The sequence below is a fragment of the Nonomuraea sp. NPDC049309 genome (assembly GCF_043196965.1).
GTDB lineage: Bacteria > Actinomycetota > Actinomycetes > Streptosporangiales > Streptosporangiaceae > Nonomuraea > Nonomuraea fastidiosa.
On record NZ_JBICSH010000003.1, the window covers coordinates 471,409 to 478,438 of the forward strand.

Here is a 7,030-nt window from a genome sequence, read left to right on the forward strand (position 1 = left end):
GCGATGAACCGCGCCCGTCGCCTGCTGGCGGCGACCGCCACGCTGGCGCTCGCCGGCACGACGCTGACCGGCTGCTTCGAGGAGTCGTCACCCCACGACGCGGTGCGCGACTTCCTCGTGGGCTGGCAGTCGGAGGACTACGAGCTGGCCGCCCGCCGCACCGACGGCGACCCGGCGAAGGTGCGCAAGGCGCTGGAGGACGCCAAGCTGGAGCTCGACGCCGCCTCCTTCCGCTTCAAGATCACGGCCATCAGCGTCAACGGCGACGAGTCGGAGGCGGACTTCCACGCCGAGGTCGACCTCGGGGAGAACAACCCCCTGTGGCAGTACGACAGCAAGCTGCCGCTCCACCTCGTCGACGGCATGTGGAAGGTCCGCTGGTCGCCCTCCGTGCTGCACCCGCAGCTCAAGGAGGGCCAGCGCTTCGCGGTCGACACCGAGCCCAAGCCGCGCCAGCCCGTACTCGACCGCGACAACGACCCGCTGCAGACCGACACCGTCCTCTACGTCGCCGGCGTCGTCCCCGACAAGCTGGGCGACCGGGCCGAGGAGGTGGTCGCCAGGCTGTCCGACGTCACCGGCTACGCCCAAGACCGCCTGCTGAGCCGGGTCAGGTCGTCGCCGCCCGACAAGTTCGTGCCGCTGGTGACGTTCGGGCGCTCGCGCTACCAGTCGATGCGGGACAAGCTGAGCGCGATCGACGGCATCAAGGTCGTGTCGCAGCAGCAGCCGGTCAACCCCGACGCGCCCCGCCAGATCGTCGGCACCGTCAGCGCGCTCACACCCGAGACCGAGCAGAAGCTCGGCGGCCCGCAGCGGGCCGGCGACTCGGTGGGCAAGAGCGGGCTACAGCAGGCGTACCAGGACTATCTGACCGGCTCCACCGAGACGAAGGTGATCACCCTCGATCTCAAGACCGGCCGGCAGGTCGCCCTGCTGGAGGAGTGGCCGGGGCGGCAGAACGTCTCGGTCAAGACCACCATCGACAGGAAGGTGCAGGCCGCGGCCGAGCAGGCGGTGGCCGAGACCCAGGCCAGCGCCCTGGTCGCGGTGCAGCCCGACACCGGCGAGATCCTCGCGGTCGGCAGCAAGGGGTACCACCAGGAGCGGAACGCGCTGGCCGGGAAGTTCCCCGCGGGCACCGCGTTCTCGATCATCGCGGCCGACGCGCTGCTGAAGGCCGGGGTCAGCCCCAAGCAGCGGCTGGCCTGCCCGCAGGAGCGCACGGTCGGCGGCGCCAAGTTCGTCCAGACGGCCCGCAACGTCCCGCTGCCGGCGTCGGCCTCGTTCCAGGACAACTTCGCCAAGGGGTGCGTGACCGCGCTGGCCTCGCTGGCCCGCCGCGTCACCGGCGACGACCTGCTCAGGAGCGCGCAGGCGCTGGGCCTGGAGCAGCCGTGGCGGCTGCCGCTGAAGTCGTTCAGCGGCAAGCTGCCGAGGCTGTCCAGCGACGCCGACAAGGCCAAGGCCATCGCGGGCCAGAACGTCCAGGTGAGCCCGCTGAGCATGGCTCTGGTGGCCGCCGCGGTGGCCTCCGGCACGTGGCGGCCTCCCGTACTCGTGACCGAGCCCAAGACGCCCAGCGCGACCGCCACGGCGCCGCCCGCGACCCAGCCCGCGCCCGAGCAGATGGAGCCCAAGGTGCGCGCCACCCTGGAGACGATGATGCGCGCCGGTGCGGCCGGCACGCCCGCGCAGGCCGGCAAGTCCAAGGTCTACGGCATCACCGCCACCGCCGAGGGCGGCCTCACCTGGTGGGTCGGCTGGCAGGGTGACGTCGCCGTCGCCGTGCTGGCCAAGAACCACGACGCCGCAGCCGTGGCCGGAGACTTCTTCGCGGCTCTTGCGGGCTGACATCGCGGCCGAACGTGAAAAAGTCGTGACGCTGAGCAACCATCCGGGCGTCCCCCGGCGTCTTACTGAGTGACTGGGCCCGCTCGGGGGGTTGCGGTCCCAGTCGCCGTGATGAGATCAGGACTTCATCTCGGGGGAAGTCCTGCCGTCCGGACCGGCTCGACCCTGCCGGTCGGCCCCCGGGAGCACGTGCCTTCGCGCCGGGCTCCCGGGGGTTTCGGCGTTTGCGGCGAGGTCCCGCGACGGCGCGGAATTAAGTTGGCATCGGGGGCGTTGTCCGATGTACATTCCTGTTGCGCCGATCCTCAGCGGGGCCGGCCGTGATGGTTGACAACTGCACAGGGGGTGACTGGCTTCGACTTTGACCTTGCAAGTTAGGTGAAGCGGGCCGAGGACTGCGGACATAACCTCGTTAATCCTGTGACCGCAAACAATAAGTGCCAATTCCAAGAGCACTGTGGCGGCCAGGGACTCCCTGGCCCTCGCTGCCTGATCAGCGAAGCCACTGTCAGCCCGGGAGCGCCTTCGGCCCGGTGTCTGGCATCGTTAGAAGGCTCAACCGATCGACCCGGCCACGGGGGAGATCGGGAAATCTAACAGTGGCTGAGCCCGTCGGCGACTTGCCTGCGTGATCGCCGGGGCCGAGAAAAGCACAGCAGGCTGCGCCCGGAGAAGCCCTGACTTGGGGTTGAAGGACGCGGGTTCGATTCCCGCCACCTCCACTCGCTTTCCGCAACCGCCTCTCTGCCGCGGACCTTCCGCCGGCGAGGGGCGGTTTCGCGTGTCCGGGGCCGTCCACCGCTTGCCCCGCCGCGCTCTTCCGCGCTGCATTCATCCGGCTCGTGCTCTTCCGCGCTGCGCTCGTCCGGCTCGCGCTCTTCCGCACTCCCTCCCGGCTGTGTCGTGCGTGTGGCGGTCGTGTCGTGCCTCTTCGCGTCGCCTGCGCTGCGTGCGTGTGTGCTTCGGGGCCGCGCGTGCGCTCTGTCCGTGGGGTCGCGGTCGGCGGCCTTAGCGTGCCGGGCGTGCTGATCGCGGCCTCTCGCGGTCGGGCCCGGTCGTTCGCGCTGTGCGTGCCGGTTGGTCGCGTTCGCGCGGACGGGTGCGGGGCGTCACCGGCTCTCGTGCACTGCGCCGCGAGCGGGCGGTGTCGGTACGTGCTGCCGGCCGTCAGGCGAAGGCGGCATCGAAGGCGTTGAGGGTTTCGGCGATGGCCTCTTCCACGGCGGCGGGGGTGGGGGCGCGGAAGTGGAAGTCGGCCACGCGGTCTACGTCGGCGTCCCGTGTGAACTCGTGGCCGGGGAGGGCCAGGGTTTCGGCGTACAGGTGCTCGATGCGGCCTGCCAGGCTGGAGATGCGGGTGACGCGGCGGCCGGGGCGGCCGGGGACCATCAGGAAGCCGGAGCAGACGCCTTCCGGAAGGGCCGGCGGCGATACGTCCTCGCCCATCTCCAGTCTGATCCACTCCTGGAACAGGTCGATGCCGTACACGTCGCGGAAGACCTTCGGGATGGGGCCGCCGCCCACCCTCGCCCCTACCTCCAGGAAGACCAGGCCGTCGGGCGCTTCGATGATCTCCAGGTGGAAGGCTCCGGTCTCGAAGTCCAGGGCTTTGAGGCAGGCGCCGGCGAAGCGGAGCACGTCGTCCGCCTGCGGCCCGGACTGGACGGCCGAGCCGAGGGGCCGGCCGCGCAGCAGGTCGTAGCAGGTGCCGATGTAGCGTGACGCTTTGGCGAGGACGCGGGCGCCCGCCCGCATGAGGCCGTCCACGTGCCAGATCGGCCCCGGGACGAACTCCTCGGCCTCCATGCAGGTTTCCAGCGGCGGTGCCGCCGCGCCGGCCGGTACGCGGACGCAGCCGACGCTGCCCACCCCCATGCGGGGCTTGACCATGACGTCGCGTCCCGCCGCGAACGCCGCGACGTCGGCGGGGGTGCGGACGAGGGCGTGATCCGGCACGCGCAGGCCGGCCGCGCGTACGGCCTCTTTCATGGCCGGCTTGTCGCGCAGCCTGCGCATCTCGCGCTCGCCGAGCCCGGGGACGCCGAACAGGTCGCGGATCCTCGCGCCCGCGAGGACGTCCAGCTCCGACAGCGCGAGCACCGTGTCGAGGCTCCCGAGTGCGGCGTGGCACCGGGTGGCGGCCGCCATCACCGCTTCGGCGTCGTCGAGCGACTCCAGGCGGATGACCGCGTACGCCTCCTGCGGTGCCCGCCAGCCGGGGACGGTGATGTACGCGACCCGATGCCTGTCGTGGTCGATGTAGCGGTCGTACTCGGCGAACTCGTCGGTGCGCCGATTGATGATCAGGATGTTCGCCATGAGTCGCCCTCCTCGGGGTCGAGGAGCCGGGCCAGTTCGGCCGTGACCGTGGTGAGGTGGGGTGGTCTGAGGAGGCCGGCGTGCCGGCACGGTAGCTCGACGGTCCGCAGCCGGTCGCCGCACAGCGAGCGCCAGAGGGCGATCGCCTGCCGCGCTTTGGCGGGTTCGCCGGCGGCGGCGAGCAGCAGGACCGGGCCGTCGAACGGCTCGGGGCGGTAGCGGGCCATGATCTCGCGGCTGTGGGTGAAGACGGCCAGCATCCGCTCCAGCCTGTTCATGCCTGCGGGGAACGCGCCCGACGCGCCGAGCCGGGCGAGGACCTTCGCCCGCCTGCTCTCCGGGGCGAGGGCGGCGATCTCGCTGGCGGTCATGACGGTTTCGATGCCGGTGACGTCGGAGAGGTACTCCATGAAGTCGGCGAGTACGGCGATGCCGCCGGTCGCCCAGTCGCCCTCCGGCCCGGGGATCGGGGGGTCGAGCATCGCCACCGCGTCCACGCGGTGACCCGCCCCGGCCAGCCGGCAGGCCATCGCGTAGGCGAGGAGGCCGCCTGTGGACCATCCGGCGAGCCGCCAGCCGCCGCCGCGATGCACGCGCTCCGCGGCCGTCACGTAGGCGGCCGCCATGGCGGTGACGTTCTCGTACGTGCGGCCGCCGGGCTCCAGCGCCTCGGCCTGCAGGCCGTACACGGGGCAGGTCAGGCGGGGGGAGCGGCCCAGCTCGGCGTAGCAGAAGATCGAACCGCCGGCCGGGTGGACGCAGAACAGCGGCGGGCCCGTCCCGGTTCGTTTGAGCGGCACCGGGTTCCCGGAAGCGCCGCACACGCCGCCCGTGCCATTCGTGCCATTCGCGCCATTCGCGCCGCCCACGCTATTCACGTCGTCCGCGCCGGTCGCGCCGTCCGCGCCCGCCGCGTTTTCCACGCCGCCCGGCTCAGACGGTGGCCGTGGGAGGGTGCGGCGGCGTTCGCGGAGGTGGCGGAGGAGCGTGGCGCGGCGGTCGCGGGAGATCTGGTCCATGCGTGCCTCACAGCATCAGCCGGGGCCGGTAGAGGGACAGCCACTGGTCGAGGGCGAGCACCTGTTCGCGGGCCCGGCGGGTGAAGAGCTCGCTGGCGGTGCCGCCCGCGTCCCGCGCCAGCCAGGTGAGCTTGCGGCGGTCGGCCAGGTCGAAGACGGGGGATTCCGGGCGCCCCATCAGATCCAGGTACTCGTTGCGGATCAGCTCGGTGTAGCGCTTGTCCCGGGTGGTGGGGTAGTTGCTCTTGCGCCGGGACAGGACGGCGGGCGGCAGGATGTCGGCGACGGCGGCGCGCAGCAGGCCCTTCTCCCCGCCGCCCGGGTTCTTCAGCTTCCACGGCACGTTGTAGGCGAACTCGACCAGCCGGTGGTCGCAGTACGGCACCCGCACCTCCAAGCCCACGGCCATGCTCATGCGGTCCTTACGTTCGAGCAGCGGGGGCAGGTACCGGGTCAGGTGCAGGTACGTGACCTCGCGCATGCGGCGCTCCTCGGCGTCCTCGCCGGGCAGGGCGGGGACCTCGGCCAGCGCGTCGCGGTACGACTGCCGCAGATGCTCGTCTGTGTCGAGGAGCCGGTCCACCTCGGGGCGCAGGATGGAGAAGCGGGGGAAGCGCACGGCGCCGGCCACCCAGGGGAAGGTGCCGGCGTGTACGGCCTCGCGCTCGTGGAACCATCCGTACCCGCCGAAGATCTCGTCGGCGGCCTCGCCGGACAGCGCGACCGTCGAGTGCCGCCGTACGGCGCGGAACAGCAGGTAGAGCGAGGTGCTCATGTCGGACTGCAGCGGCGGCCGGTCGTAGGCGCGCAGCACGGCGGTGCGCAGGCCGGGCTCGATGAGCTGTGCGCTGTCCACGACGACGCGCAGGTGGGCGGTCCCGGCGTGCTCGGCGACCCGGGCCGCGTACGGGGCGTCGAGGTCGGGGCGCTCGTCGTCGGGGCGGAAGTCGCGTTCGTGGCCGGCGAACTCGACCGAGAAGGAGCGGATGCGGGTGGGGCTGCGCCGGGCGGCGAGCGCGGCGACCGCGCTGGAGTCGAGCCCGCCCGACAGCAGCACGCCGAGCGGGACGTCGGAGACGAGCTGCCGCTCGACGACGCCTTCGAGCAGGTCCCGCAGCGTGGACGCGGCGGAGGCGGCGTCCCCTTCGTACGGCTCGGCGGCCGGCCGCCAGTAGGCCGAGGTACGGCAGCCGCGCTCGTCCACGGTGACCACGGTGCCGGGCCGCACCTCGTCCATGCCGCGCCAGACGGCGGCGCCGGGAGTGCGGACGAGCGTGAACAGCTCGCGCAGCCCGTCCACGTCGACGGCGCACTCGAAGCCCGGGTGGGCCAGGATGGCCTTGGGCTCCGAGCCGAACAGCACCCCGCCGGGCGTACGCGCGTAATAGAGGGGCTTGACGCCCAGCCGGTCGCGGACGAGCAGCAGGGCGCGGCGGCGCGCGTCCCACAGGGCGAAGGCGTACATGCCTTCGAGCCGCGCGGCGAAGCGCTCGCCCCACGCCAGGTACGCCCGCAGCACCACCTCGGTGTCGCTCCTGGTACGGAACTTCGCGCCGAGGCCCGCCAGCTCCGAGCGCAGCTCGGCGAAGTTGTAGACCTCGCCGCTGTAGCTCAGCACGGCGGCGACCCGCCCGTCCTGGAGCGCCGTCATGGGCTGCGCGCCGCCCTCGGGGTCGATGACGGCGAGGCGGCGGTGCCCGAGCGCGGCCTGCGCGCACGACCAGGTGCCGCCCGCGTCGGGGCCCCGGCACGCCATGGTGTCCGTCATGGCGCGCAGGACGCCCTCCCGCTCGGTCGGGCCGGCGGCGTAGTCCACCCACCCGGCGATCCCGCACATC

At 72.3% G+C, this 7,030-nt stretch carries 4 protein-coding genes and 1 other RNA gene; 2 read left to right on the plus strand and 3 right to left on the minus strand.

Features of this window, described 5'->3' with window-relative positions; translation table 11 throughout:
- Positions 1 to 3 precede the first annotated feature (3 nt).
- A complete protein-coding gene (locus tag ACGFIM_RS22875; protein WP_393203318.1) occupies positions 4 to 1,854 on the plus strand; it encodes a penicillin-binding transpeptidase domain-containing protein in 1,851 nt (616 codons plus the stop codon).
- 341 nt (positions 1,855 to 2,195) lie between these two features.
- Positions 2,196 to 2,579, plus strand: a transfer-messenger RNA (tmRNA) gene (gene ssrA / locus ACGFIM_RS22880).
- 442 nt (positions 2,580 to 3,021) lie between these two features.
- Here the strand turns inward: ssrA and ACGFIM_RS22885 are convergent.
- The 3 genes from ACGFIM_RS22885 to asnB form a co-directional block, all read right to left on the minus strand.
- Positions 3,022 to 4,173 (minus strand): acetyl-CoA carboxylase biotin carboxylase subunit family protein, encoded by a 1,152-nt coding sequence (locus ACGFIM_RS22885; RefSeq protein WP_393203320.1) that lies wholly within the window; start codon positions 4,171 to 4,173, stop codon positions 3,022 to 3,024.
- Positions 4,158 to 4,973: a thioesterase domain-containing protein gene (locus ACGFIM_RS22890; protein ID WP_393203322.1), complete on the minus strand. Its 816-nt coding sequence runs from the start codon at positions 4,971 to 4,973 to the stop codon at positions 4,158 to 4,160. The genes ACGFIM_RS22885 and ACGFIM_RS22890 overlap by 16 nt, the downstream gene beginning before the upstream one ends.
- A gap of 226 nt (positions 4,974 to 5,199) precedes the next feature.
- Positions 5,200 to 7,029 carry an asparagine synthase (glutamine-hydrolyzing) gene (gene asnB / locus ACGFIM_RS22895; RefSeq protein WP_393203324.1) on the minus strand — a complete coding sequence of 610 codons (1,830 nt, stop codon included), beginning with the start codon at positions 7,027 to 7,029 and terminating at the stop codon, positions 5,200 to 5,202.
- Position 7,030 lies beyond the last annotated feature (1 nt).